Source organism: Archangium gephyra (assembly GCF_042230915.1).
Classification (GTDB): Bacteria; Myxococcota; Myxococcia; order Myxococcales; family Myxococcaceae; genus Archangium; species Archangium gephyra_B.
This window is the reverse complement of sequence record NZ_CP102578.1, coordinates 8,741,750-8,766,255: the sequence shown is the minus strand read 5'-3', so window position 1 is coordinate 8,766,255 and position 24,506 is coordinate 8,741,750. Positions and strand designations below refer to the sequence as shown.

14 protein-coding genes are annotated in these 24,506 nt (G+C 70.2%); 7 read left to right on the top strand and 7 right to left on the bottom strand.

Features of this window, described 5'->3' with window-relative positions; genetic code table 11:
• Positions 1 to 10: 10 nt before the first annotated feature.
• The 5 genes from NR798_RS34290 to NR798_RS34270 form a co-directional block, all read right to left on the bottom strand.
• Entirely contained in the window at positions 11 to 1,945 is a 1,935-nt protein-coding gene (locus tag NR798_RS34290) for an ATP-binding protein (RefSeq protein WP_375766750.1), read from the bottom strand.
• 178 nt (positions 1,946 to 2,123) lie between these two features.
• Positions 2,124 to 3,116 carry a serine protease gene (locus tag NR798_RS34285; protein WP_375766749.1) on the bottom strand — a complete coding sequence of 331 codons (993 nt, stop codon included), beginning with the start codon at positions 3,114 to 3,116 and terminating at the stop codon, positions 2,124 to 2,126.
• Between the two features lie 118 nt (positions 3,117 to 3,234).
• Entirely contained in the window at positions 3,235 to 4,416 is a 1,182-nt protein-coding gene (locus NR798_RS34280; protein WP_375766748.1) for a cytochrome P450, read from the bottom strand.
• A gap of 129 nt (positions 4,417 to 4,545) precedes the next feature.
• Complete coding sequence (locus NR798_RS34275) at positions 4,546 to 5,736, bottom strand: cytochrome P450 (protein WP_375766747.1); 1,191 nt, start codon at positions 5,734 to 5,736, stop codon at positions 4,546 to 4,548.
• A 45-nt stretch (positions 5,737 to 5,781) separates the two neighbouring features.
• Complete coding sequence (locus tag NR798_RS34270) at positions 5,782 to 6,936, bottom strand: cytochrome P450 (protein ID WP_375766746.1); 1,155 nt, start codon at positions 6,934 to 6,936, stop codon at positions 5,782 to 5,784.
• A gap of 225 nt (positions 6,937 to 7,161) precedes the next feature.
• Between NR798_RS34270 and uvrA the strand changes: the two genes are divergently transcribed.
• Positions 7,162 to 12,462, top strand: coding sequence for an excinuclease ABC subunit UvrA (uvrA, locus tag NR798_RS34265; protein WP_375766745.1), 5,301 nt, complete (start codon positions 7,162 to 7,164; stop codon positions 12,460 to 12,462).
• A 13-nt stretch (positions 12,463 to 12,475) separates the two neighbouring features.
• Positions 12,476 to 12,706 carry a hypothetical protein gene (locus NR798_RS34260; RefSeq protein ID WP_375766744.1) on the top strand — a complete coding sequence of 77 codons (231 nt, stop codon included), beginning with the start codon at positions 12,476 to 12,478 and terminating at the stop codon, positions 12,704 to 12,706.
• 198 nt (positions 12,707 to 12,904) lie between these two features.
• On the opposite strand, the gene NR798_RS34255 is transcribed toward NR798_RS34260, so the two are convergent.
• On the bottom strand, positions 12,905 to 14,689 hold the full coding sequence (locus NR798_RS34255) for a DUF262 domain-containing protein (protein ID WP_375766743.1): 1,785 nt from the start codon (positions 14,687 to 14,689) through the stop codon (positions 12,905 to 12,907).
• 475 nt (positions 14,690 to 15,164) lie between these two features.
• On the bottom strand, positions 15,165 to 15,899 hold the full coding sequence (locus NR798_RS34250) for a hypothetical protein (protein WP_375766742.1): 735 nt from the start codon (positions 15,897 to 15,899) through the stop codon (positions 15,165 to 15,167).
• A gap of 354 nt (positions 15,900 to 16,253) precedes the next feature.
• Here NR798_RS34250 and NR798_RS34245 point away from each other — a divergent pair, with 354 nt between their 5' ends.
• From NR798_RS34245 to NR798_RS34225, 5 genes are read left to right on the top strand one after another with little or no spacing between them, the layout of a single operon-like run.
• On the top strand, positions 16,254 to 17,018 hold the full coding sequence (locus NR798_RS34245) for an FHA domain-containing protein (RefSeq protein WP_375766741.1): 765 nt from the start codon (positions 16,254 to 16,256) through the stop codon (positions 17,016 to 17,018).
• Positions 17,019 to 17,038: 20 nt separating this feature from the next.
• Positions 17,039 to 19,012 (top strand): FHA domain-containing protein, encoded by a 1,974-nt coding sequence (locus tag NR798_RS34240; RefSeq protein ID WP_375766740.1) that lies wholly within the window; start codon positions 17,039 to 17,041, stop codon positions 19,010 to 19,012.
• On the top strand, positions 19,009 to 20,169 hold the full coding sequence (locus NR798_RS34235) for a PP2C family protein-serine/threonine phosphatase (RefSeq protein WP_375766739.1): 1,161 nt from the start codon (positions 19,009 to 19,011) through the stop codon (positions 20,167 to 20,169). Before NR798_RS34240 ends, NR798_RS34235 begins: the two co-directional genes overlap by 4 nt.
• Complete coding sequence (locus NR798_RS34230) at positions 20,169 to 22,352, top strand: hypothetical protein (RefSeq protein ID WP_375766738.1); 2,184 nt, start codon at positions 20,169 to 20,171, stop codon at positions 22,350 to 22,352. Before NR798_RS34235 ends, NR798_RS34230 begins: the two co-directional genes overlap by 1 nt.
• A complete protein-coding gene (locus NR798_RS34225; protein WP_375766737.1) occupies positions 22,353 to 24,428 on the top strand; it encodes a hypothetical protein in 2,076 nt (691 codons plus the stop codon).
• Positions 24,429 to 24,506 lie beyond the last annotated feature (78 nt).

Genomic DNA, 24,506 nt, shown 5'->3' with positions numbered 1-24,506 from the left:
GAACACTGCCTCAACCGGGCGTGGCGAGCACCTCGCGCGCCACCGCCAGCAGGGCCCGCGCGTTGAAGGGCTTCTCCACCCGGCGGTTGGGCACCCGCTCCAGGAACGTCTTCGCCTGCGCCGTGAAGGCCCCTCCCGTGAGGAAGATGACCCGGCCCGTCAGATCCGGCCTCAGCCGCTGCAGCGCCGCGTGGAAGTCCATCCCGTTCATCCTCGGCATCATCAGATCGCACAGGATGAGATCGAAGTGCTCGCCCGCCTCCAGCCGCGGCAACACCTCGGCCGCCAGCGTGGTGTACACCACGTCGTGGTGCGGCCTCAGAATCCGCTCCACCGCCGAGCACAGCATGGGCTCGTCGTCGATGACCAGCACGCGCCCCCGGGGCCCTCCAGCGACGGCCGCGGGCCGCTGCTCCGGCACGCACTCCTCCAGCGGCGTGGTGGCCGAGGGCAGCAGCACCTGGAAGGTGGTGCCCCGCCCCAGGTCGCTGTGCACGTGCAGCTCCCCACCCATGGCGTGGATGAGGTTGTGGCAGATGGACAGGCCCAGTCCCGTTCCCACCCCCGGCGGCTTGGTGGTGAAGAAGGGATCGAAGATGCGGCCCAGCAGCTCCGGCGCGATGCCCGCTCCGGTGTCCGACACCTCCACCGCCACCCGCCCGGGCGCCACCAGGCGCGTGGTGACGCGAATCTCGTGGTGATCCGCGTCCCCGTCGGAGGGGATGGCCTGGGCGGCGTTGACCAGCAGGTTGAGGAACACCTGCCCCAGGCGTGAGTCGTTGCCGCGCACCGGGGGCACGTCCTCCCCGTACTCCTTCACCAGCTTCGCCCGGTGGCGGATCTCCCCGGACGCCAGGTTGAGCGTGCGGTCCAGCACCTTCTTCACGTCCACTGCCCGCAGGGGCTCCTGCGTCTCGCGCGAGAACGTCTTGAGATCCCCCACGATGGTCTGCACCCGGTCCGCACCGTGCAGCGCCTCGCCGAGCGCCACGCACACCGCCTTCAGCGGGCCCTCGGTGGGAGCGGCGTCCGGCGCCGCGGCGGGGGTGCGCTCCAGCACACGCACCAGCTCCTCGTGCGCGTAGCCGAGGTTGGCCGCGACGTAGGCCAGCGGGTTGTTGATCTCATGCGCCACGCCGGCCGCCAGCGTGCCCACCGAGGCCATCCGGTCCGCCAGCAGCAGCCGCGCCTCCATCTGCTTGCGCTCGGTGAGGTCCGGGAACATCGTCACCACGTGCGGCGTGCCCGCGTACTCGGCGATCCCCGAGAAGACGAGCACGTGGCGCAGCTCCCCGCTCTTGGCCCGCACGCGCGACTCCACCCCGCGCACCACGCCGTGCTCCCGGAAGATGGCGCTCAGCCGATCCGGCTCCACGGGCGTCTCCCACAGGTTCAGGTCCTTCGCGGTGCGCCAGAGCATCTCCTCGCGCGCGTAGCCGAACAGCCGCGTGCAGGCATCGTTCACCTCGACGAAGGCGCTGCCCTCGCGCGTGGTGATGCAGGTGGGCACCGGGCTCTCGCGCAGCAGCACCGCGCACAGCCCGTCCAGCTCGAAGTCGTCCGGCATCGGCTCCGGCCGCTCGGCGGACCGGCGCTCGGCGAGCCGCAACCGCAGCACCGCCGACGCCTCGTCCAGCGGCAGCAGCAGGAAGTCGTCCGCTCCGGCGTCCAGCAGCGGTTGCAGCCGATCCACCTGCTCGGGGTGCGCCACCAGCAGCACCGAGGCCTGCATCCCCCGCGGACAGGCCCGGAGCGCTCGCACGAGCACGATCCGGTCTCCCGCTTCATCCATGCCCAGCAGCACCAGCGGGAAGGGGGACAGCCGGAAGGCCGTGATGGCCGCCTCGTCGTCCCTCGCACGGGTCGGCGTCACGCCGAGTTGACGGAGCAGGAGCTCCACGGGGGAGAGATCGATGCTCCCGGATGGAACGAGCAGGGCCCGCATGTGCTCCTCGGCGAGGTGATGGCGTCCAGCCGACGTTCTACTACGGGTCGGCTTCACCCCGGCTGGGTGGGGATCTACCCACAGGCCTCCCAGTGGCGCCAGGGGACCCATGGCGTCATGGATTGAACGGAAACCCCAACGGGTCACCTCTCCTGGTGGTGGACTGCCCAGCGGCACTTCACTGGAGGTACGACCTGGGAGCCGACATGCGTGCGAAAGCGGCCTGGGCCTGGAGCCAGCGGTCGATGACGTGGAGCAGCCCGTCGAAGGTGTCGCGCAGGGCCCAGGCGCAGGCGTCCGCGCCGTCGAGCAGGGCGCACCGCTGGAGCCCGTCGCGCAGGGCGGCCTGGGCACCGGGACAGTCCGGACGCTCCTGGATGAGGCGCTCGGCGGTGCGCTCATAGGTGCGGTAGCAAGACTCGGGATCTCCCCGGTTGTAGGCGGGGGCACCGAGCTGGATGGCCTGCATGATGGCGAAGGCGATCTCCTCGACGCTGTCGGTGGCGCAGCCCTCCAGCATGGAGAGCGGATGCATGGGGACCTGGCGCTCGCGCGAGGCCGCGGGCCGGGCCAGGGCGAGCGTGGAGAGCGGCTGCGTGCCGGAGCGCTCCAGCAGGGGCTCCACGTAGCGCGAGGGGATGACGATGGTGATGGGCCGCCCGTCCGCGAAGGCACACGTGGCCACGCCCACCAGCGCGCCCGAGGCATCCATCACCGGGCTGCCCGAGGCATCCTCCGGCAGGCCCGCCTCCAGCTCGAGGAAGGTGAGGGACTCATCGAGCACCTGCACCGCGTGGACCCGCGTCTCCATCAGTCCCAGCATGCCCCCGCCGGCCGGGAGGAGGATGAAGAGCGCGTCGCCCTCGCCCGGGTGGGCCTGGCCGTCGAGCCGGAGCGCCTCCAGTCCGTGCACGGGCAACTGCAGCACGGCGAGATCCCTTTTCTCGTCGAGGGCGATCACCTGCTCCACCCGCAGGAACTGATCGTCGGCGAGCAGGACGTGGATCTCCTCGGCGCCCGCCACCACGTGCAGATTGGTGACGAGCTGGCCCCCCGAGGAGGCAACGAAGCCGACCCCCTGCCTGCCGGGCATCTCGATGATGGCGAGTGCTGGGGCTGCCCGGGCAGCGACCGCCCGAGCGGTTGAGAGATCGGTCTCGACGTTCAACATGGGGGCCTCCTGCCTTTCGTACAGGATGGACACGCCCACGAGACCGGGCAGGCATCACGCCCGGGGTGTCCCAATGAAGGCAGGGCAGCCGGGCAGTCTCCAGCGCCTCGGGAGGGCCTCAGGCCGGGTGGGCCACGAGGGGAAGCTTCGCGGGCCCCCGGACGATCAGCGAGGCATTCCACTGCACCGGGGCGTCACCCGCGGTGAGGCGGGAGAAGCGGGCGAGCAGGGCCTCCACGGCCAGCCGTGCCTCCAGCCGCGCGAGCTGGGAGCCCAGGCAGAAGTGGATGCCATGCCCGAAGGGCAGGTTCTGCGGACCGGGGCGGTCCAGGTTGAAGACATCCGGGTTGGGGAAGTGGGCCTCGTCGCGGTTGGCCGAGCCCATGAGGGTGAGCACGCGCGCGCCCTGGGGCACGCGCGTCCCGCCGAGCTCCACCTCCTCGGTGGCCAGCCGGATCATCCCGTGCACGGGGGGCTCGTGGCGCAGCACCTCCTCGATGAAGCGGGGGATGAGGACGGGCTGCTCGCGCAGCAGCGTCATCAGCTCCGGCTGGAGGTAGAGCCGGTGGGCGGCGTGGCTGAGCAGGTGCAGCGTCGTCTCCAGGCCGCCGATGAGGAGCAGGAACATGAAGCCCAGCAGCTCCGCGTCCGTCAGGGACTCGCCCTCCACGCGCGCGCGCACCAGGTCGCTCACCAGGTTGTCGCCCGGGTTGCGCCGGCGCTCCTCGAGCACCTGCTCGAAGTGCCCGCGGGCCTCGTTCACCGTGGCGCGCATCGCCTCCTGCTTCTCGGTGTCGTGAGGGCCGATGCTGGTGAAGGTGGCCAGGTGCTCCGCCCAGTGCATGAGGCGCGGGTGCACCTCGGGGGAAAGCCCCAGCAACTCGCCGATGACGCCCATGGGCATGGGTGTGGCGAAGTGCTCCACGAAGTCCACCGGGCGGCCCTCGGGGATGGCCGCGACGAGCCGCGTCGCGAGCTGGCGGACGAAGGGATCGATGCGGGTGATGACGGAGACCCCGAAGGCCCGGTTGATGAGGGCCCGAAGCCGGGTGTGGCGCGGCGGATCCATCACCAGCGCCGAGTCCGCCAGCGGGTAGTTGGAGATCCACGCCGGGCGGTAGGCCTGACGGAAGCCCGCGGAGGCGAAGAGCTGCGGATTCTTCAGCACGAACAGCACGTCGTCATGGCGCGAGACGGCCCACATGCCGCCCGGATCCACCTGGCTCACAGGCGCGTTGCGGCGCAGCTCCGCGTAGGTGGGGTAGGGGTTCGCGCGGACCTCGGGGGCCAACAGGTTCACTCGACTGGTACTGCTCATTGGCTGACCTCGGGGGTGAGGAAGGGGGGCTTCATCGTAGCGCAGCCCGAGGGGGGGCCGCCCCGGTGGGCCCGGGGCGGTCATGGGGTATCCGGCCGGGGGTCCGAGGACTCAGGCCGGGTGGGCCACGAGCGGCAGGGACAGCGGGCCCCGCACCACCAGTGAGGAGTTCCACCGCACCGGCCCATCCCCGGGCGACAGGCGGGAGAACCGGGTGACGAGGGCCTCCGTGCCCAGCCGTCCCTCGAGCCGCGCGAGCTGGGCGCCCAGGCAGAAGTGGATGCCCTGGCCGAAGGGCAGGTTCTGCGGCCCGCCGCGCTCCAGGTCGAAGCGGTCCGGGTCGGGGAACTGCGCCTCGTCGCGGTTGGCCGAGCACAGCACCACCAGCAGCCGCGCGCCCTTGGGCAGCCGCACGCCGCCGAGCTCCGTCTCCTGCGTGGTCATCCGGAAGATGCCGTGCACCGGCGGCTCGTAGCGCACCATCTCGTCGACGAAGCGGGGGATGAGCGAGCGGTCCGCGCGCAGCCGCGCCATCAGCTCCGGCTCGTCCCGGAGCCGGAGGGCGGAGTGGTTCATCAGGTGCACCGTCGTCTCCATGCCCGCCACGACGAGCAGGAACATGAAGCCCATCAACTCCGCGTCCGTCAGCGCCTCGCCGTCCACGCGCGCCCGCAGCAGATCGCCCATCAAGTCATCCCGCGGCTCGCGGCGGCGCTCCTCCAGCACCTGCTGGAAGTGCTGCCGTGCCTCGGCCGCCGTGGCCCGCATGTGCTCCTGCCGCTCGGTGTCGTGGGGCCCGATGCCCGTGAACGAGCCGAAGGTGTCCGCCCACCGCTTGAGGCTGGGGTAGATGGAGGGGCTCAGTCCGAGCAGCTCGGCGATGACGGCCAGGGGAATGCGCACGGACCAGGCGTCGGCGAAGTCCACGGACCGGCCCGTGGGCAGCGCGGCGGCGGTCTCCTCCGCGAGCTGGCGGATGCGCGGCTCCAGCCGGGTCATCACCGAGGCCCCGAAGGCGCGGTTGACGAGCGCCCGCAGCCGGGTGTGGTGCGGCGGATCCATGACGAGCATGGAGTCCGACAGCGGGTAGTCGGTGAACCAGGCCGGGCGGTAGGCCTGGCGGAAGCCCTCGGAGGCGAAGAGCTGCGGGTTCTTCAGGACGGCCGTGGCGTCCGCGTAGCGCGTGACGGCCCACAGCCCACCCGGGTCCACCTGGCTCACGGGCGCGTTGCGGCGCAGCTCGGCATAGACGGGGTAGGGATTGGCCCGGACCTCGGGGGCCAGCAGGTTCACTCGGCTCATCGTGCTGCCTCTTCTGGGAAGAAGGAGAGGCGCGCATGCTAGTCCTCAGTCCGTGTGCGCCGCGAGCGGCAGCAGCGTGGGGCCGCGCATCACCAGCGAGATGTTCCACCGCGCCGGTTCCTCTCCGAGCGTCAGCCGGGTGAAGCGGGCCAGCAGCGCCTCCAGGGCCAGCCGGGCCTCCATCCGCGCGAGCTGGGCACCCAGGCAGAAGTGGACGCCATGGCCGAAGGGCAGGTTCTGCGGACCGGGGCGCTCCAGATCGAAGCGGTCCGGAGCCTCGAACTGAGTCTCGTCGCGGTTGGCCGAGGCCATCAGCAGCAGCACCCGCGAGCCCTGGGGAATGCGCGCGCCGCCGAGCTCCACCTCGTCGGTCACCAGCCGCACCACTCCGTGCACCGGGCCGCTGTGGCGCAGCATCTCGTCGATGAAACGGGGGATGAGACCCGGCTCCGCGCGCAGCCGTGACATCAACGCTGGATCCTCCTGGAACTTCAGCGCGCTGGCGCTCAGCAGGTGCACGGTCGTCTCCAGGCCGCCGATGAGCAGCAGGAACATGAAGCCCATGAGGTCCGTCGCCGTGAGCGCCTCGCCGTCCACGCGCGCCCGCAGCAGGTCGCTCACCAGATCCTCGCGCGGCGCACGGCGGCGCTCCTCCACCACCTGCTCGAAGTGCTCGCGGGCCTCGGCCACCGCGGCGCGGATGCGCTCCTGCAACCCGGTGTCCTCCGGGCCCACGCTGGTGAACTGGGTCATCACCTCCGCCCACTGCTTGAGCCGCGCATGGAGCGAGGGCGGAATGCCCACCAGATCGCCGAGCACGGCGATGGGCACACGGATGGAGAAGGCCTCCACGAAATCCACCGTGCGGCCCGAGGGGATGGCGGCGGCGATCTGCCAGGCGAGCTCCCGGATGCGCGGCTCCAGCCGGGTCATCACCGAGGCCCCGAAGGCGCGGCTGACGAGCGAGCGCAGCCGGGTGTGGTGCGGCGGATCCATGACGAGCATGGAGTCGGCCATCGGGTAGTCGGGAATCCAGTCCGGGCGGTAGGTCCGCCGGATGCCCTCCGAGGAGAAGAGCTGGGGATTCTTCATCACGGTGACGACGTCCGCGTAGCGCGCCACGGCCCAGATCCCGCCTGGATCCACCTGGCTCACCGGCGCGCTCCGGCGCAGCTCGGCATAGAGAGGATAGGGATTCATCCGCACTTTGGGTGCGAGCAGGTTCACTCTGCCGCTCATGAGCAGGCCTCGGGGGGGTTGGGGGGAGCAGCAGGCTAGATCGTCACCCTGCCCCTAGGGGGCCGAATGGAAATGAGCCCGCGGCACGCGTCAATAACTGTATGAGATGGGCTTGGATGCCTGCCCGGTCCCACGTCACAGATTCCGTTGGCGAACCCGACTTCCGCCGTTAAATCAGCGCCTCCCATGCACAAGACGCACCTCGTTGGAGCCCGCACCCACAATCTCCAATCCCTGTCGGTGGACCTCGCTGAAGGCGAGCTGGTGTGCCTCACCGGCGTGTCCGGCTCCGGCAAGTCGAGCCTCGCGCTGGACACCCTCTACGCCGAGGGGCAGCGCCGCTTCGTCGAGAGCTTCAGCCCGTATGCCCGCCAGTTCCTCGAGCGGCTGGAGCGGCCCCCGATGGACACCCTGGAGCCCGTGGCGGCCGGCGTGGCGGTGGATCGCCGGGCCCCGGTGAAGAGCTCGCGCTCCACGGTGGCGACCCTGGCCGACGTGGAGGCGTATCTGTCCGCGCTCTTCACCCGTGAGGCCATGCCCGTGTGCCCGACCTGTGGGGTGGAAGCGGTGCGCACCGATGCGCGCGTGGCCGCCACCGCCGCGCTGGCCGCCGAGCCCGAGGCGCTGGCCGTGTTGGCCTTCCCCCAGCGCATCGCGGACACCGCCGAGTTCCTCGACGTGCGCGCCCGGCTGCTCAAGGACGGCTACCACCGGCTGGTGGTGCAGGGCGAGGTGCGGGAGCTGGAGTCGCTGCGGCCCGCCGAGGCCACCGACTCGGCCGGCGTGGCCTACGTGGTGGTGGACCGGTTGAAGCTCTCCCAGGGGCAGCTCGGCCGGGTGACGGCGGCGCTGGAGTCCGCGTGGGCGATGAGCAACGGCGAGGCGGTGGTCTTCACCTCCTCGGGCATGCGGCGCATCCGCCGCGGCCTGGTGTGCCCCAAGTGTTCGCGCGAGTTCGAGCAGGCGCGGCCCGGCCTCTTCAGCTACCAGTCGCCCACCGGGGCGTGCCCCACGTGCAAGGGCTTTGGCCGCACCATCGGCATCGACTGGGCCAAGGTGGTGCCCAACCCGACGCTGAGCCTGGAGAAGGGCGCCATCCGTCCGTGGTCGGGCAAGACGTCCGAGTGGGAGCGGAAGATGCTGTTCCGCTACGCGCGCGAGCACGGCATTCCCACCGAGGTGCCCTGGGAGCGGCTCACCCCGGCGCAGCGGGAGCGGGTGCTGGAAGGCGAGGGTGACTACCACGGCGGCCGCTCGTACCCGGGCGTGCGCGCGTGGTTCCGGTGGATGGAGAGCCGCACGTACAAGATGCACGTGCGCGTGCTGCTCTCGCGCTACCGGGCCTATACGCTGTGCGAGAGCTGCCAGGGCGCGCGCCTGAACGAGTCCGCGCGGGCCTGGCGCGTGGGCGGGTTGGATCTGTCCGCATGGCACGGGCTGGAGCTGTCCGATGCGCGCGCGCGGCTGGAGGCCCTGCGCACGCATACCGGCCAGGGCGAGCTGGTGCGCCGCGAGCTGGCCGGGCGCCTCGGCTACCTGGAGCGGGTGGGTCTGGGCTACCTGACGCTGGACCGGCCCGCGCGCACGCTGTCCGGTGGCGAGGCGCAGCGCGTGTCCCTCACCGCGGCCCTGGGGACGTCGCTGACGGGGGCGCTCTTCGTCCTCGACGAGCCCACCGTGGGACTGCACCCCGCCGACGTGGGTCCGCTCACCGGGGCCATGGCCGAGCTGGCCACCCGGGGCAACATCGCCCTCGTCATCGAGCATGATCCGCTCGTCGTCCGCTCCGCGCACCGCGTGCTGGAGCTGGGCCCCGGGGCGGGCAAGCACGGTGGGAAGCTGTGCTTCGACGGGACGCCGCAGGCGCTGGCGAAGCGCGCGGACCTGCCCACGGGCCGGCTGCTGGCGGGAGTCGGGGAGGTGAAGCGCGAGCCGCGCCAGCGCACGGGTGAGCTGGTGGTGCGCAACGCCCGGGAGCACAACCTCCAGGGCGTGTCCGTGAGCGTGCCGCTGGGCGTGCTGTGCGCCATCACCGGGCCGAGCGGCTCGGGCAAGAGCACCCTGATGGACGAGGTGCTGTACCGCCACCTGGGGCGCGCCCTGGGCGAGAAGGACGTGGAGGTGCCGGGCGAGGCGGATGGCGTGGACGGGCTGGAGGCGGTGGAGCGCGTCACCTTCGTGGACCAGTCACCGCTGGGGCGCACCTCGCGCGGCAACGCGGCCACGTACACCAAGGCGTGGGACCGGCTGCGCGAGCGTTTCGCCTCCGAGCCCGAGGCCGAGGTGCGCGGGCTGACCTCGGCGCACTTCTCCTTCAACGTGGACAAGGGACGCTGCGAGGCCTGCTCGGGCGAGGGCTACGAGACGGTGGAGATGCAGTTCCTCGCGGACGTGTCGCTGCTGTGTCCGGTGTGCCGGGGCCGCCGCTTCAAGGAGGAGGTGCTGGCCATCCGGCACCACGGCCTCTCCGTGGCGGACGTGCTGGAGCTGACGGTGGACGAGGTGCTCGCGCGCTTCGCCGGCGACAAGCCGCTGGTGCGCGCCCTAGGGCCCGTGTCCCGGCTGGGCCTGGGGTACCTGCCCCTCGGCCAGCCCCTGTCCACCCTGTCCGGCGGCGAGGCCCAGCGGCTCAAGCTGGCGCGAGCCCTGGCCAGTGAGGCCAAGGGCTCGCTCTTCCTCATCGACGAGCCGAGCGCCGGCCTGCACGACGCGGACGTGCGCCAGGTGCTCGCCGCGTTGCACGAGCTGGTGGACCGCGGCGCGAGCGTCGTCGTGGTGGACCATGATCTCGTCGTCATGCGGGGCGCGGATTGGATCATCGACCTGGGCCCGGGCGGTGGCCGCAATGGCGGGCGCCTGGTGGCCGAGGGCACGCCGGAGCAGCTCGCCCGGAGCAAGGGCCTCACCGCGGCGGCGCTGCGCGGGGAGCTGGCCGCGCCGGTGGTGCCGGACAAGCGCGGCAAGGGCGCGGTGGAGGTGGCTCCCGCCATCGAGGTGGAGCACGCGCGCGAGCACAACCTGCAGGAGGTGTCCTGCCGGATTCCCCTGGGGAAGATGACGGTGGTGACGGGGCCGAGCGGCTCGGGCAAGAGCTCGCTCGTCTTCGACGTGGTATTCGCGGAGGGGCAGAGGCGCTTCCTGGAGACGCTGACGCCGTACGCGCGCCAGTTCCTCCCCACCATGCCGCGCCCGGACGTGGAGCGCATCAGCAGCATTCCCCCGTCGGTGGCACTGGAGCAGCGGACCTCGCGCGCGGGCGCCACCAGCACCGTGGCCACCGTCACCGAGGTGTCCCACTACCTGCGCCTCCTCTTCTCCAAGCTGGGCCAGCCCCACTGCCCGCGCGACGGCGAGCCCATCGCCGCCACCACGGCCGAGGCGCTCTACGCGCAGCTCACCGCCATGAAGGGTGATGGCACCGTGCTCGCGCCCGCCGTGCGCGCGCGCAAGGGCACCTACCTGGATGTCTTCACCGCCGCGGCGCGTGCGGGCATCGAGACCGCCATCGCCGACGGGAAGGTGGTCTCCACGGATCAGCCGCCCCAGCTCGTGAAGTCGCGTGAGCACGATATCGACCTCGTCATGTACCAGGGCAAGCTGGCGAAGCTGCCGCGCGAGGTGTTCGACAAGGCGCTCACCTGGGGCAAGGGCGCCCTGAAGGTCCGCTCCAACGGGAACAAGGAGACGCTGCTGTCCAGCGAGCGCACCTGCCCCGTCTGCGGCTTCTCCGTGCCGGAGATGGACCCGCGGTGGTTCTCCTTCAATACGAAGCAGGGCCGGTGCGTGGACTGCGAGGGCACCGGTGTGGAGGGTGGTGCCGAGGCGCTGGCCGAGGGCCGCTCGGAGCCGTGCCCCACCTGCGAGGGCTCGCGCCTGGAGCCGGTGCCGCGCGCCGTGAAGCTCGAGGGGCAGCGCTACCACGAGGTGGTGCAGCAGTCCGTCACCGCCGCGCTGGAGCAGGTGCGCGGGTGGAAGTTCCGCGGGGACCGGGCGCTGCTCGGCGAGCCCTCCCGGCAGGAGCTGCTGCGGCGCATGGAGTTCTTGGACAAGGTGGGGCTGGGCTACCTCTCGCTGGATCGGAACGCGTCCACGCTCTCGGGTGGAGAGATGCAGCGGCTGCGGCTGTCCGCGCAGCTGGGCGCGGGCCTCACCGGGGCCATGTACGTGCTGGACGAGCCCACCATCGGCCTGCACCCGCGTGACACGCACCGGTTGCTGTCCAACTTGCGCGCGCTGGTGGACACCGGCTCCACCGTGCTGGTGGTGGAGCACGACACGGACACCATCCGCGCGGCGGACCACCTCGTGGAGCTGGGTCCCACGGGTGGCCGGGGCGGCGGGCGCATCCTCGCCGAGGGCCCGCCCGAGAAGGTACTGCAGGTCGAGGATGCTCCCACGGCCCGCGCGCTCCGGGAGCCCGCGGTGCTGGCGGGCACGGCCCGGGGTGCACCGGAGAAGTGGGTGGAGCTGAAGGGGGCTCGCGCCAACAACCTCAAGGGCGTGGACCTGCGCATCCCGGTGGGTCGGCTCACCGTGGTGTCGGGGGTGTCGGGCTCGGGGAAGAGCACCCTGGTGCGGCACGTGCTGTACCCGGCCCTGCGCGAGAAGCTCGGGCTGGTGACGACGCGCCCGGGGCCCTTCAAGTCGCTCACGGGCATGGAGGCCATCCGCCGCGTGCTGGCCGTGGACCAGTCCCCTATCGGGCGCACGCCGCGCTCGGTGCCGGCCACCTTCCTGGGTCTCTGGGACGAGCTGCGCCGGGCGTTCGCCGCCACGCCCGAGGCCAAGCTGCGGGGCTTCTCTCCCACGCGGTTCTCGTTCAACATCACCTCTGGTGGCCGTTGCACGGCGTGCGAGGGGCAGGGCGCTATTTCGCATGAGATGTCCTTCCTCCCGGACGTCGTCACCCCGTGCGAGGCCTGCGGCGGAGCGCGCTTCGACGCGGCCACGCTGGAGGTGCGCTACCACGGGCTGACCATCGGCGACGCGCTGCGCCTGTCGGCGGACGAGGCCAAGGACGTCTTCCACGCGATACCCAAGGTGGCCGCGCCGCTGTCCTGCCTGTCCGACCTGGGCGTGGGCTACCTGCAGCTCGGCCAGGGCTCGAACACGCTGTCCGGTGGCGAGGCGCAACGGCTGAAGCTGGCTGCGGAGCTCACCGCGTCCACTCGCCACGAGCCCACGCTGTACGTACTCGACGAGCCCACCACGGGCCTGCACCTGGGAGACGTGTCGAAGCTGATCGCCTTCCTGCGCCGGCTGGTGGACCGGGGGGACACGCTGGTGGTCATCGAGCACCACCCGAGCGTCATCGCCTCGGCGGACCACGTGGTGGAACTGGGGCCCGAGGGCGGAGAGGCGGGCGGGAGCATCGTGGCGGAAGGGACGCCGCAGGAAGTGGCCCGGCTGAAGACGGCCACGGGCCGGGTGCTCAAGTCGGTGTTCGCCGCCGATGAGCCGCTCCGGAAGGCCGCACGGGGGCGGTGAGGCCGGGAATCCCATGAGCCAGACTCTTACCGCCCAGGACCTCTGGCCGCTCGTCCAGAAGCTCTCACGTGACGAGCAGGTGAGCCTTGCGAAGCTCGCGCTCCGAGCCGCCGCGCAAAGCGGTTCCTCCTCGGATGCGGAGTCCTACCGGGCGGCTTCGCCATCCGTGGATGAGTTCTCCTCCCAGGAACTGCAGTTGGCATGGGAGGCGGAGGGATGGGAGGAGTTCGATGCGCAGTTGTGAAATCCGCTGGTACACGTTCGCGGGGCCTGACAAACGATGTCCCGTTCTGCTTCTGACACGCAGGGGTTGTTGAGCTGGAGCGAGTATGCACAGCGGTGTCAGCTTGCTGGGTTGCCACGCCATGAGAAGTCTCCCGCCTCTCATGGCGTAACGCCCGATACCCTTCGGCGACTTCCCGGAAGGGGATTAAGGTATTTACTATTTGAGGAGGAACGCCTCTCGCAACGTATCAACGATGCGGCGGTGACGCTCCTCCAGGTACTCCTTCGTCAATGCAGGCTGCGCTGCCAACTCCACAGTCATTGCAAGGATGCTTTTACCATAGACCTTCTTCTTTTTGGAGAAGTCATAGTTCTTGTTCGCGGAGTTCCTGGAGGCGGTCAGCAGCGTCATATTTCCGAGGCGGTAGGTAAACCCCTTGCGGAAGGCCGCATCGAAATCCGTAAGCCAGTTGGTCCCGTCGGCAGGCTGCTGGGGCATTATGTGCTCTAAAGTTGCTTGGTCATACTGAAGGAACTGCTTCACTACATCCGGCCCTGCCTCCTCGCTGTGCCAAACATAGGCGAAAAGCAGGCGCTTTGCGTACTCGTTACTTTCGATTGGCTCTTCCAGGAAGTCGACCAGCGACTTCTTCTCATGGGCGCTTAACACGAACACTTGGCGCGCCTGCTCAAGTCTCCCCTCGTTCAAGTGTTTGATGGCAGCGTAACTCTTCTGGCTCGTGAAGCGACCCACCAAATACACGTAGAGGGCGTGGCTGCGATAGGTACGAAGGAATGCAGAGAGTTCCGTGTCCTCACCGCCCTCGTACTTGCGGTGCCGGAAGAGTGCCAACAGAACGTCATACGTGTAGCGCTCGTTGTTCAGGAGCTTGAGGAAACTCACCGAGTTGCGGATGGCGGTGTCCTCAATGTCCGTCTCCGCGTTGACGATGAATTTGTACCACGCGAGATGTTGCTCCAGATCCCGGTAGAAGATCTCGATCTTCTTCTCAGTCGGACTGTCGCGGTAGCCACGCTCGAAGATGCTTTGTACGTCGTTGAATGCGGACATCCTGGGTTGGGCGGCGCTGATACTCTCGGTCCACCGGCCAATGAAGCCCTCCGTCAGCGGGTACTCAGCCTCCAGGCGCTCCCAGCGTTTATCCGGATTGGGGATCTTCGCCTCATCGAGGCGCTGCAATACGAAGTTTCGAAGCAGATCGACGCTGGAGAGCGGCAGCCCTCGGTTGTTCAAGATTTCGAAGATACGATAGGCCGTCGTGAAATCAGAACTCTTGATCAGCACAATGGCGACGCGCGCTTGCAGGAATTTGAAAAACTCATCAAACTTGCGGACTTCCTCTACGCTCGCAGGTTTGGCTGCGAAGAATTTCTCCCGGAGGCGAGAGTGAAAGTAATCACGGTTTTTGAAGTAACGCCCAGCGATTTCCTGGTTCTTCGGGTCGAGTTTCCCAGGCGGGCCCTCCGCCTTACATGAGACCGCCGCTTCAAGGAGTTGGTTGAAATCACCCAGCACCGTTCTCTCGACCTTGAGTTTCAGGGTCGGTACCAAGCCCAAGCTGGCCTCGTTATAAGTGAACGACTCCAGAGTTTGAATGGCCTTACTGAACCACCGACGGATGGTATCGTCCCCGTCTGGCACGAGGTGATTCTCCGCCTCTCGTAGGAAGCATCTCATCGCGGCGAAGAGAAGCACAAGCGTGGTCAGGCGCTGCTGTCCATCGATTACCTCGTAGGTTCGCAGCTTGTCACGCTCCTCGATGATCACCATTGAGCCGAGAAAGTATTCGCGATTGTTCTCCCGGTTTTCTTCGAAGAAGTGCCAGAGGTCATCCCACATCTGGATGACTTGACTGTCCCGGTCGCTCCGCCCCACCGCCTGCCAGGAATAAGGTCGCTGGTAAGGCGGGATACGATAGGTTGTGCCACCAGCAAAGAGACTGTCCAGCGAGCTGTGCTGCGGGGTGAACACTGTGGTCATCTTATTACCCTTCCTCTTCATCCCCTCTTAGGACACGCGAGCAGCGTGGGTCCAGCAGGACCTTCATAATAGGCTCAGTGCGTACCATCCTTCCGCAGCAGCCCCAATCTCAGAGGTGGGCGGGGTTATCGGATCGGCAGTTCGTTGTACTGATGCTGATGCTGCACGGGAGCAATAGGCAGTGACCCACTGTTCACGGTTGGCGTCATCGTCATGGAGGGCATGCGTCTAACGCTGCGTGCATCCGTCTGGCCACTGCGCTCGTGGACTGCTGCTGCTTCTTCGCTGCCGCATGTCCGCTGCCGCACCATCCCCTGGTTACCTTCCAGAAAAGTAGGAGGCGTCCTCCGAAGTCTTCCTCCACTTGGGCATGATGCGGCTTATGCTCCGCCGCCTCGTCTGATTGCTTCTGGTTAACACCCTCTTAGTAGGCGCGGGACAGTGGGGGCGTGCGGCCGGCTCGGTATCGCCCTCGTCAGAAGTTGCTGAATCCACCGCCCTCCCAGGTGTGGAGGGCGATGTACAGGCAGGTGCTCGGGTCGCGGTAGTGCTCGGAGATGTGACGCGCCAGGGCCTCCACGCCGCCGGGGGCCCGCACGTAGCACCCCTCGGGGTCGTTGAAGTGCGCGAGTGAGTAAGCGCCCGGCTTCAGCTCCACGGGCTCCAGGCGCGCGATCTCCGGATCCGCGAAGAACGTCGCGCAGGTGGCTCCGCCCGCCGCCGCATGCTCACGACAGCGGTTCTCCCAGTCCTTGAAGGTGCACTGCAGGTGGAGGGCCCCCTCGGGGGCGCGCAGGAGCACCGGCGGGTTCTGCGACGCGGAGAAGCGGGCACTGAGCGGGATCAGCTCGATCCGGTCCTCCTCGAGCACCAGCCGGTACTGGTCCTCCTGCTTGCCGTGCCGCAACCGCAGCGTGAAGGTGCCGCGCGCCGTCTCGGGCAGGACGACCAGGCCGGACGCGGGGCCGATGGCGGCCGGACAGGGCCCCGGCTGGAGCTTCACACCACCCACCTCCACGCGAAGCTCGCCCGGCGACGTGCTCAGTCGCGCTGGAATCTCATAGCCGAGGCAGCCGTACATCTGCGCCGTGGAGAGGCGCATCTGGAGTGACGTCCCTTGTCCGGACGGCTTGGGCAGCTCGTAGACCTGCAGCAGCAGCCACGCCTTTTCCGGCGGAGGGGGCGGTGGCGGTGGCGGTTCAGGCGCCACGGCAGGGGAGCGTGGGACGCACGCCAAGGGGCGGCCTTCGGCACGGGGGGCAGGGGAGGGCGTTGGAGGAGCGGTGGCCTCGGGTGGAGGTGCCTCCGCGGGGGCCCGAGCCTGTTTCTCGGGGGCCTCCGGCCCGCGGTGGACTCCGGGCAGGCACGCTCCGGCGAGGAGCAACATCAGACTCGTAAAGAGGGGGAGGGGACGCGGCCAGGGGGAACGAGAGCGCATGGGGCGCATGAACGCGCGAGCCCGCTCCGAGGTCTGCAATCGCCGCCCACCTCGTTCGTAGGGGCCAGGGGACTCGTCCGGCTGGAGTTTCCTCCGGGGCGTGCCCTAGAGTCGTGGCCGCCCCTCATGCGCTGTCCTTCCTGCCAGAACGAGAACGATGCCGGTGCCGCCTACTGCGATATGTGCGGCATGGATCTGACGCCTCCCAGGCCCGCCCCGGGCGCCAGTGCACCCGCGCCGCTGCCGCCCCAGCCGGCCAACCCGCATCAGAAGCGTCACACCGTCTTCGAGCCGGACCCGGCGGCGCCTCCGCCTCCGCCCGCCCACCGGGGCGCGGACTTCTTCGCCAATCCGCCCCCGCCCCGGCCCACCTTCGACCCGCGCGATCCCTTCGCCGCCGCGTCCATTCCGCCCTCGCGTCCGGCCCCGGCACCCGCCGTCATGCCGCCGGCTCCCTCGCCCGCTCCCGCCGCCCCGGCCGCCGCCCCGGCCGCCGCCCCGCCGCGTCCCAAGGCCCGCACCATCGTGGAGACGGGAAGCGAGAGCCCGGCCGCCGCGGGGCTCGTCCGTGGCGCCCTCTTCGAGTACCGCGGCCCCACCGATCCCGGCCGAGTCCACCCGCTGCGCGCCGGGCGCAACGTGCTCGGCCGCAATGCCGACTGCGACGTGATGATCGACGACGGGCGCGTGAGCGGCCAGCACGCCTTCCTCTTCATCCGTGCCGAGGATGCCTCGTTCATCGACGTCTCCAGCAACGGCTCCATCGTCAACGGCGCCGTCGTCCACGGCGAGCAGATCGTCCTGCAGAACCAGGCGGTGATCACCCTGGGCGGGACGACCCTCGTGCTCGTCATCGTCCCCGAGCAGTTGCTGTCCCGGCGCTCCTCGTGAGCGGCCGAGGGGGGAGCTCCATGCATCGCACCGTCCTCATGCTCGCGGGCCTGCTTGCCGCGCTCCTCGCGGGCCTCCCCGCGGCCGCCGCCGACAACGGGCTCACCGTGCTCGCGGTGCCTCCCGCCTCCAACGGGCAGACGCGGCTCCAGATCGAGGTCACCGACCCCACCCTCCAGAAGGAGCTCCGGTCGGCGGGGGCCTCGCTGGATCGCTTCCGCGTCGCCGTGGAGCAGGCCGGTGCCCAGGTGAAGGCGGTGGCCCGGATGGCCGACTCTCCCAAGGAGCGCCGCTACACCGTCCTCGCCTTCGATCAGTCCAAGTCGTTCTCCGCGTACTGGCCCCAGGCCTTCGAGCTCGCGAAGGCCTACGCGGATGAGCTCGGCGCCCGGTCCCGGAACCACACCGTGACGGTGATGACCTTCGGGAAGAACAAGGCCACTCACTGCGAGGAGACCACCGCCGCCAGGCTCCGGGCCTGTCTGGAGCGGGTCGAGGCGCTCGGCACGGACCAGCTCGTCACCCGGCTCAAGTTCTACATCCTGCAGGCGGTGCGCGAGGCCGCGCGCAAGCAGCCGCTCCCTCGGGGTGGCTCGCGAGAGGTCATCGTCTTCACCGATGCCGGCGAGGAGTCGGCCGCGCTCAAGGTGAAGGAGCTCGCCCGCGAGGCGCGCGAGCGGGGCGTGCGTGTCCACGTGGTCGTCTTCAGCGGCCAGAGTGCCGGCAAGGGCATCGCGCAGAGGCTCGACGAGATGTCCCAGCTCGCCGAGGGCTCCGGCGGCCGCTACATCCAGGTGGAGGACGTCGATGCCCGGCAGGCCGTCACGGGGCTCGTGGGCGCACTGGAGCACCTCTACTGGCTGGACGTGGCTTTCTGCGGCGTGAAGCCCCGGCAGACGTCGGACCGGCTCTCCGTCGAGGCCCTCGGGGGCCAGACCCCCACCTGGAGTGATTGGATCGCCTTCCGGCAGAGGGCCGAGGGCTCCGCGACCGCCGCTTGTCCGGGAACGGTCGTCATGGGTTCCTCCCAGGCGCAGGCGGGCACGGGGGCGAGGCCCGGCACTCCCGGCTCCACGGCCCAGCCGGGGTCCAAGCCGGGCACGGGTTCCCCGACGCAACCGGGGACGCCCACTGGCAGCCCCGGGACGGCGACGCAGCCCGGTGGCGCGGTCGGGACTCCGGGTGGCACGACGCAGCCCGGTGGCGGGCCGGGCGCTCCCGGTGGTTCGACGCAGCCCGGTGGTGGGGCGGGCGCTCCCGGTGCGGCTGGCCCGGCGGGGGCTCCTGGCGCCGATGGGGCCCCGGGTGGGCTGCCCTGGTGGTTGCTGGCCCTGCTCATCGGCCTGGGTCTGCTGTTGCTGATCGCGCTCATGGTGCTGCTGTCCCGGCGCCGCTCGGAGCCGGCCGCTCCGGCCGCGAATCCCTCGCCGCCCGTGGCCGCGCAGCCCGCCGCTCCACCGCCCGCGGCCGAGCCACCTCCCGCGCAGCCCGAGTCTCCTCCGGCGGCTCCCGCGGCGTGGAAGGATCCTTTCGCCACGCTGCCGGAGACGCGGCTGGTGGTGAGCAAGGGGCCTCCGGGACTCGAGCCGTTCTACCGGGTGCACAAGTCCACGTTCACCATCGGGGCGCGGCGGGGCGAGATGGACCTCGCCGTCGACCTGCCCCAGCTCAGCGGGCACCACGTGACCGTGCAGCTCTTCAAGGCGGGCAACGTCTTCGTCAAGGACGAGCACTCCACCAATGGCACCTTCGTGGACGGGCGCCGCCTGAATCCGGGCGAGCGCGTCCAGGTGCGGCCCGGCCAGAGCATCCGCCTGTCGCAGCACCTGGAGCTCACCCTGGTGCAGCCCGGGCTCCAGCCCGCCGAGCCTTCCGCGGGAGTGCCCATCGCCGCGGCACCGCCCTCGGCCCCCGCCGACCCACAGCCGTCCGCCGAGGCTCCTCGGGCGAAGGCGAGGACCCTCTACGCACCCGCGAGGGGAGATGACGAATGAGCCTCCCGCTCTACATCCACGGGAGTTCCGATGTCGGGCGCCAGCGCGCGCAGAACGAGGACTCCTTCCGCGTCGCCGCTCAGCCGGACGGCTCCCGGCTGCTCGTCGTCTGTGACGGCATGGGCGGCCACGAGGCCGGTGAGGTGGCCAGCCAGGTAGCCAGCGATCGCCTCGTCGAGGTGCTCGCCACCAGCCCGTCCGACAACCCGCCTGCCGCCATCTACCAGGCGTTCGTCGAGGCCAACCAGGCGGTGCTCGATGCCGTGGTCACCCGGGGCGCGCCGGGCATGGGCACCACGGGCGTCATCGCCTGGGTGATGAGCTCGCGTTGCTACGTGGGCTGGGTGGGCGACAGCCGCCTCTACCAGTTCCGTGCTGGAGGGCTGATCGAGCGCACGCGGGACCACACGCGGGTCGCGCAGCTGATCACCCACGGCATCCTCACGGCCGAGGAGGCGCGGAACCACCCCGACGCGCACGTGCTCGTGCAGGCGCTGGGGGGCAGCCCGGGCGTGCAGAAGAGCTTCAAGCCCGAGGTCTGGACGGAGCCGCTGGAGCTGCGCTCGGGCGACGTGGTGCTGCTGTGCAGTGACGGGTTGTACGACTTGATCGAGGACCACGAGCTGTACCGGCTCATCGAGGGGCGCGACTACCAGGACGCGGTGGAGCGGCTCATCCAGACAGCCAACGAGCGCGGGGGAGCCGACAACATCACGGTCATCCTGCTGGTGGCGGGACAGCCCGAGGTGCCGCGCACGGCGAAGGGTCCCCAGGAGGCGCGGCGGGAGACGCTCCCGGACGGCATGCCGATGCTCGCGCCCGAGCCCGCGGTGCAGGCCGAGCCCGCTCCCGAGCCGCGCAAGAGGGTGCCCGCCGCTCCGGTGGTCCCAGCGGCGCGGGCCGAGGCCGAGCCAGCGGGGCGTTCCGGGCGCCGGGTGCCCCTGTGGTGGGTGCTCGCGACGGGCATCCTGACGATGGGCGTGGGAATCGCCCTGGGGCTGGGGGCTGGCAATACAGCGTCGCCACCAGCGCCCGTTCAGGGCCCCTCCGCCACGGTGGAGAGCGATGGGGGAACCGCGCAGGACGCGGGGGTTGCGCGGACTCCAGCACCGGCTCCGTCCGGTGAGTCCCGTGTCACGGAATCCGGAGGGAAGTGATGCTCCGCGTGCTCGCGGCGCTGTTCACCCTCGTGCCGCTCCTGTGGACCATTCCCGCCGGGGCCCAGGGCGAGGTCGGGGATACCTATTGTGTCGGAGGGTATGAGGGGACTCCGCCGAACGTGGTGGCCGCGTGCGACAGGCCTGACGTGCGCGCGATGCACCCCAGGTGGCACTTCCACAACTGGGTCACCAACGGGCGGGAATGCTTCGCCTGCTACGACGAGAACGACTCCACCTGCGAGACGAAGTTCCTCCAGCGCAACCAGGGCACGTGGAGCCGGGGGAATGAATACGACTGCGCGCGGGTCTACGGGGAGATGCACACGGCCGGTGTCGTGGTGGAGCACATCATCAACGGTGAGCCCGTCACGCCCCCGCCGCCGCCCCCGCCGATGCAGCTCGAGGCTCGGGTGGAGCGCATCTCCCCTGGCCCCTATACCGCGGGCGACCAGGTGACGGTGGTGGGCGCGGTCCGAGATGAGGGCGGAGCGCTGCGCCGCATCACCGGTGGGACGTTCCGCGTCACCGACGCGAGTGGCCAGACCACCGAGCACAAGGGCACCGTTCAGCCGGACGGCACCGTGTCGGCCGGGTTCTCGCTGCCGCCCTCCGACTCCGCCCGCATCGAGTTCATCCCCGAGCGGCCGCCGCTTGGCGACAACGAGACGCTCCGCGCGGCGGCCTCCGAGGCCCAGAGCCTGAAGGTGGAGGTCTGCACCTTCCGGGCGCGCGTGGTGCAGCCCACCGTGCACGAGGCGCTCGTGGCGGGACAGTCCACGCCGCTGCTCGCCCGGCTCTTCGATGCGGCGGGACAGGTGCCGGTGGCCTCGCCGCCTGCGGGTCTCTCGTTGGAGTTCACGGTGCAGGTGGATGGGGAGAAGCCGCAGGTGCTCCGAGCGGACAGCGGGCTCGCGGCCACGTGGACTCCGCCCGCGTCCCCCAAGCCGCGCGAGGTGCGGCTCAGCGCGGGCGGGCGCGTGGGCGAGCGCGTGGTGTGCCCCGCGGGCGAGGTCTCCGCCACGGTGAGCGACCTGGGGCTCGGCTTCGACACCTCGGAGCTGCCGCGCACCTGCTACGTCGGGCTTCCCTGCCAGGGCACGGTGCGGCTCCTCCGCCCGGAGCCGGGGACGGGCCGCCAGCAGGTGGACGCGCTGCTCGCGGATCCCAAGGTGGAGGCCCGCGTGGTGGACACGGGCGAGGAGCGCTACCGGGGGCCGCCCCGGGCGGATGACCGGTACACGTTCTCCGCCACCTACAGCCAGCCCGGGAACATGAGCTGGTCCATCGTGTTCCAGACACCGAAGGGGCCCGTGGCCATGCCCGCGCACGAGGTGCGGGTGCGTCCCCCGTTGAAGCTGGAGCTGCCGGCGGAGCTGGATTTCGGCACCGTGGCCGCGGGCTCTTCCGTGGCGAAGGCCTGCCAGAAGCTCGATTTCAGTGGCTCGCAAGCCGCCGAGGAGCACCGCTGGGAGCTGCGCGCCGAGGGGCTTGGCGGTTGCCAGTCGCGCCCGGTGCTGCGCTTCCTCAATGCGCTGGGGCAGGAGGACTCGCGCGGCCTGGAGCCCTCGCTGGGCATCGAGGCGTTGGATCCAAAGGACCGGCGGCTCGACATCTGCCTGGAGGTGCCGCGCTGCGCCGGGGAGGTGTCACCGGACTCGGCCGTGCTGCGCGTGGTGCCGCTCACCCCCGAGTTCAAGGCGCAGGAGAAGACGGTGCGCCTGCGCTGGAAGGTCGAGGGCCAGGGCTTCCTCGGCTGCCACGGCGCCTGGGTATGGCCCTCGCTGGCGTTGCTCGGCTTCGGGCTTTTGATCGCTGGTTTCACCCAGCCCGCGCGCTTCCCGCCCGGAGCGTCCATCCGCGTGGCCGGGAGTGAGCGCGGCATGCGTCAGTCCGCCTCCATCCTTCTGCAGGCCTGTCCTGGCAGCAGCCCCGGCTTCTACCGTGACGCGCGGCTGGGCCTGCACGGGGACGGCGAGGTGAATGGCCGTACCCGGAACGCGGTCATCCTCCTGCGCGCCACCCGGGGTGCTGGGGTGGTGCTGACGGGCCTCGGCCCCCTGGAGCAGCAGGACCGCCGCACCCTCCAGTGGGAGCCGGTGGCGGACCTGGCGCAGGGCCATGTTCCTTCCCCCTCGGTGCTGTACCGGGCCGGGGGCACATACTTCAAGGTGGAGCTCTAGATGATGCTCGCGCAACTCGTCCTGCCCCTGCTCCTCTCCGGAGCGGCGGGCGGGGGCAACGAGATCGTCCTCATCCTCGACAACTCCTGCTCCATGGGCGTCGAGTCCCGGGACGACCGGGGCCGCCGCTATCCGGCCAACGATCCCGAGCGCGCCGCGGTGCTCGGGACGCTCATCGTCGAGGGCCTGGCGCGAGGCTCGGCTGACCGCGTCGGGGTGTTGGCCTTCGGTGACAGCGAGCGGGACCCGCCCCGTCCCGCGCAGGACGCGGACGCCATCCGTGCACTGCCTTATTCGCAGGGCACCTTCTACAAGCGCCCGCTGGAGGAGGCGGGGAACCGGTTGCGGAGCTCGACCCTGCCGAACCGGCTGTTCCTCTTCTTCACGGATGGTGCTCCGCAGGACTTGAAGGACCCGTCCGAGGGTCCCCGGACACTTGGAGTCTCCGAGGGGGCTGATTTCGAGACGCTGGTCATCGGGCTCTTCGGCAGTGAGGAGATTCGCCAGACGGGCGAGCAGTTCCTCCGGCCGTTGGTGCGCAATCCGCAGGACCTGGTCTTCGTCCAGAAGCCGCGCGAGGTGATTGAAGCCTTCACCCGGGGCTATGCGCGCGTGCTGGGCTCGCGGCCGGAGACGGGCTCGCTGTCGCCCGGCGAGTCGAAGACGTTCGAGGTGGGCAAGTACGTGGTGGAGGTGCTGGTGGCCACGGCGTCGTCCTCGCCCGGGCCCGCGTACACCGCGAAGCTGGAGGGCCCCCAGGGCAATGTTCCGGTCCAGGCCTCGGGGGACAACGGCTGCCCGCCCGGCGTCCGTTACGGGGGCGCGCCGAAGCTGTGCCAGCCGCCACACCGGCACTATCAGGTGTTCCGCGCGCCCAACTCGCCGGACCAGCCCAGCCGCTGGACGTTGTCGCTGCCGAAGGGCGCGGGTGACATCGATTACGGGCTCATCCTCCGTTACGACCTCGAGGCCTCGCTGGCGGTGCCGGCGACGGCCCGGGTGGGAGAGCCGGTGCGGCTCGACGCGCGGCTGCTCTTCCAGGGGAAGACGTTCGATGACGAGACCTTCTTCCAGGCGGACGGCTTCGCGGCCGTGGCGACGCTCGACGGCCAGGAGGTGCCGCTGCGTCACGAGGGGGGAGGGCGCTTCGTGGCGGACTGGACGCCCTCGCAGCTGTCGCGGGATGGGGCGCCGACGCCCGTGCAGGTGACGTTCCGCAACGCGTGGATGGAGCAGCGCGCGCGCCGGAACGTGCAGGTGGAGGGCTTCCTCGACCTGGCCCTGGTGCCCCATCCGGCGTCGATCGACTTCGGCCAGTGGCGGGGCGAGCGCTCCGAGACGCGCCGGTGCGTCACGGTGGACCTGTCCCGCTCCACCAACGCGGACCGGGTGCCCATCACCTGCACCGCGCAGGGGACCGTGGAGGATGGCGTGCTGAGTTGTGGTCCCGTGGCGGGCTCGGAGGCGGACCTGGGCAATGGGCGCAAGGGACAGCCGCTCAAATATGAAGTCTGCTTCGCCGCCGAGGGGTGCTGCGGACAGATGGCTCCGCATGGGCTCGGGGTGCTCTTCTCCGCGACGCATCCGCATTATGCGGCTTCGGCCGTGACGGTCCCGGCGGTGGTGAAGGTAGACGAGACAGGTTTTCTGCGCTGCTGGTGGCCGTGGCTGACATTGGCGGCGGGGATGCTTGGCTTTGGTTGGATTGTGGCGGGCTTCGTGCGGCCGCATGACTTCGACCCGGCGGCGAGCGTCTACGTGGCGGGCTCGGAGATGGGGCTCAAGCGGGCCTCGGCGCTCACGTTGCGCGAGACTCCCGGGGGCACGCGAGGCTTCTACCGCAACGCGCGGATGTGTCTGAACGCGGGGGGAGACTTCGTGCGCGCTCCGCGAGCGGCGGTGCTCGTCCTGGAGGCGGGACCGGGAGGCTCCACGCGCTTCGTGACCGCCGCGGGACTCGAGCGCAAGGTGCAGCGCACCGGGAAGTGGGAGCCCGTGCCGGCGGAGGAGTTGGCCATCGGGTACACGCCCAACACGGTGTACCGGCTGGGCAGCCTGTACCTGAAGTGGAACTGAGCGCAGCGGACGCAACCCGCGGCTGCTGTTTGGCGCCTGACTCATGGGCTGGACGCCACAGCGTCGGATGGGCTTCTC

What these genes read in the sequence shown, in the direction of transcription:
- NR798_RS34285 (WP_375766749.1), bottom strand. Translation starts at nt 3,116, where the DNA reads ATGTTGAACGTCGAGACCGATCTCTCAACCGCTCGGGCGGTCGCTGCC.
- NR798_RS34260 (WP_375766744.1), top strand. Translation starts at nt 12,476, where the DNA reads ATGAGCCAGACTCTTACCGCCCAGGACCTCTGGCCGCTCGTCCAGAAG.
- NR798_RS34290 (WP_375766750.1), bottom strand. Translation starts at nt 1,945, where the DNA reads ATGCGGGCCCTGCTCGTTCCATCCGGGAGCATCGATCTCTCCCCCGTG.
- NR798_RS34235 (WP_375766739.1), top strand. Translation starts at nt 19,009, where the DNA reads ATGAGCCTCCCGCTCTACATCCACGGGAGTTCCGATGTCGGGCGCCAG.
- NR798_RS34270 (WP_375766746.1), bottom strand. Translation starts at nt 6,936, where the DNA reads ATGAATCCCTATCCTCTCTATGCCGAGCTGCGCCGGAGCGCGCCGGTG.
- NR798_RS34240 (WP_375766740.1), top strand. Translation starts at nt 17,039, where the DNA reads ATGCATCGCACCGTCCTCATGCTCGCGGGCCTGCTTGCCGCGCTCCTC.
- NR798_RS34275 (WP_375766747.1), bottom strand. Translation starts at nt 5,736, where the DNA reads ATGAGCCGAGTGAACCTGCTGGCCCCCGAGGTCCGGGCCAATCCCTAC.
- uvrA (WP_375766745.1), top strand. Translation starts at nt 7,162, where the DNA reads ATGCACAAGACGCACCTCGTTGGAGCCCGCACCCACAATCTCCAATCC.
- NR798_RS34245 (WP_375766741.1), top strand. Translation starts at nt 16,254, where the DNA reads ATGCGCTGTCCTTCCTGCCAGAACGAGAACGATGCCGGTGCCGCCTAC.
- NR798_RS34225 (WP_375766737.1), top strand. Translation starts at nt 22,353, where the DNA reads ATGATGCTCGCGCAACTCGTCCTGCCCCTGCTCCTCTCCGGAGCGGCG.
- NR798_RS34230 (WP_375766738.1), top strand. Translation starts at nt 20,169, where the DNA reads ATGCTCCGCGTGCTCGCGGCGCTGTTCACCCTCGTGCCGCTCCTGTGG.
- NR798_RS34255 (WP_375766743.1), bottom strand. Translation starts at nt 14,689, where the DNA reads ATGACCACAGTGTTCACCCCGCAGCACAGCTCGCTGGACAGTCTCTTT.